The following is a 1,246-nucleotide window of genomic DNA, read 5'->3' as shown; positions in this document are numbered from 1 at the left end:
ATTGTATCACAATATATATTTGTCAATTTCTGTTTTTAATTCTTCAACAGTAGGGAGGTCAATATTTATCCTTCTAAGAAGTTCTTCTTTTATAACTGAAAATCAGTATTCAATAGGGTGATTGTTCATACTTTTACCAACTGCTGACATTGATTGTTTAATAGAATTCTTTTCTAAAAAATCCTTGAATTTATTAGCTGAATAAACACTTCCATGGTCAGAATATACTATATCAAATTCACTCATGCCAATACCTTTAAATGTTTCCTCTACAAGTTCAGAGTTAGGATTATCTGACAATGAATAACCAACAATTTGATTATTTTTTAAACTAATTGCACCACTTAAATAAGATGAATACCTCTATGTTTTATGTAGCTTATATCAGTACAAATTACTCTATTATCGATTCTAGGTTTAAAATCACCTTTAACTAAATTTACAATATCAACTTATGTATCTTTAGGATCTACTCTTTTAGTTTTTACACTATAAATTTCAGATTTTATGCCTAGTTCTTTCATATATTTTCTAACTGTCTCACGTGAAATTTTGTAATTTAATTTAAGTAATGGCTTCAGTAATTCTGTCAATACCAAACACTTTATAATTAGAATCAAATATTTTCACAATATCTTTCAAAATTTGATCTTTCTGCTTATGTTCTCGATTATCATGTTTTTTCGGAGCTTTTTTATTTCTCAAATATTTGTAATATCCTGTTTCAGAAACATTAAGAAATGAACACAAAAACTTGATTTTAAGAGAAAGGTTATTATCCTTTAGTTTCTTTATTCGTTCAAACTTTTTGTTTTTTGATTCATCTTCTTCATAACTTTCTATGATTTCAATTAGATGTTCAAAATGTTCCTTCTTTTGCTCATCAGTCATTTTGTCAAACATATCTTTTAGTGCATTACGGCGGCGTTCTTTTTGAACTTCTTTTCTTGATTTTTGATTAAGATGAAAGTAAGTAACAGGATGATACTTATCTGGTCAAAAATCCACCAGATAAACCAATCCATGTTTTAAAAATTTCTGTCAAGTTGCTGTAATTCTAGGGATAAAATAATTTCGATTTTCCCCATACGCATTAATACATTCTTTTAATAAACTTTCATTATTACAAATTGTTTTCGTATTCTCACCTTGTAATAATTTTAGAACAATTATTAGTTTAGATCTAAATAATAAATATTCTTTCATTGTGCTGCCTTTCGAACTGCACTTTTGCTATTACCCCAGT

1 protein-coding gene and 1 pseudogene are annotated in these 1,246 nt (G+C 27.2%); both read right to left on the bottom strand.

Annotated features, from left to right (window positions below):
• A pseudogene (locus tag CJJ23_RS04920) lies at positions 1-246 on the bottom strand (hypothetical protein); the annotation flags it as partial.
• Between the two features lie 318 nt (positions 247-564).
• A complete protein-coding gene (locus tag CJJ23_RS04915) occupies positions 565-1,206 on the bottom strand; it encodes a hypothetical protein (RefSeq protein ID WP_095335220.1) in 642 nt (213 codons plus the stop codon).
• Positions 1,207-1,246 lie beyond the last annotated feature (40 nt).

Origin of the sequence: Mycoplasmopsis agassizii (assembly GCF_002276225.1) — a bacterium.
GTDB classification, from domain to species: domain Bacteria; phylum Bacillota_I; class Bacilli_A; order Mycoplasmatales; family Metamycoplasmataceae; genus Mycoplasmopsis_B; species Mycoplasmopsis_B agassizii_A.
This window is presented reverse-complemented; position numbering and strand designations above follow the sequence as displayed.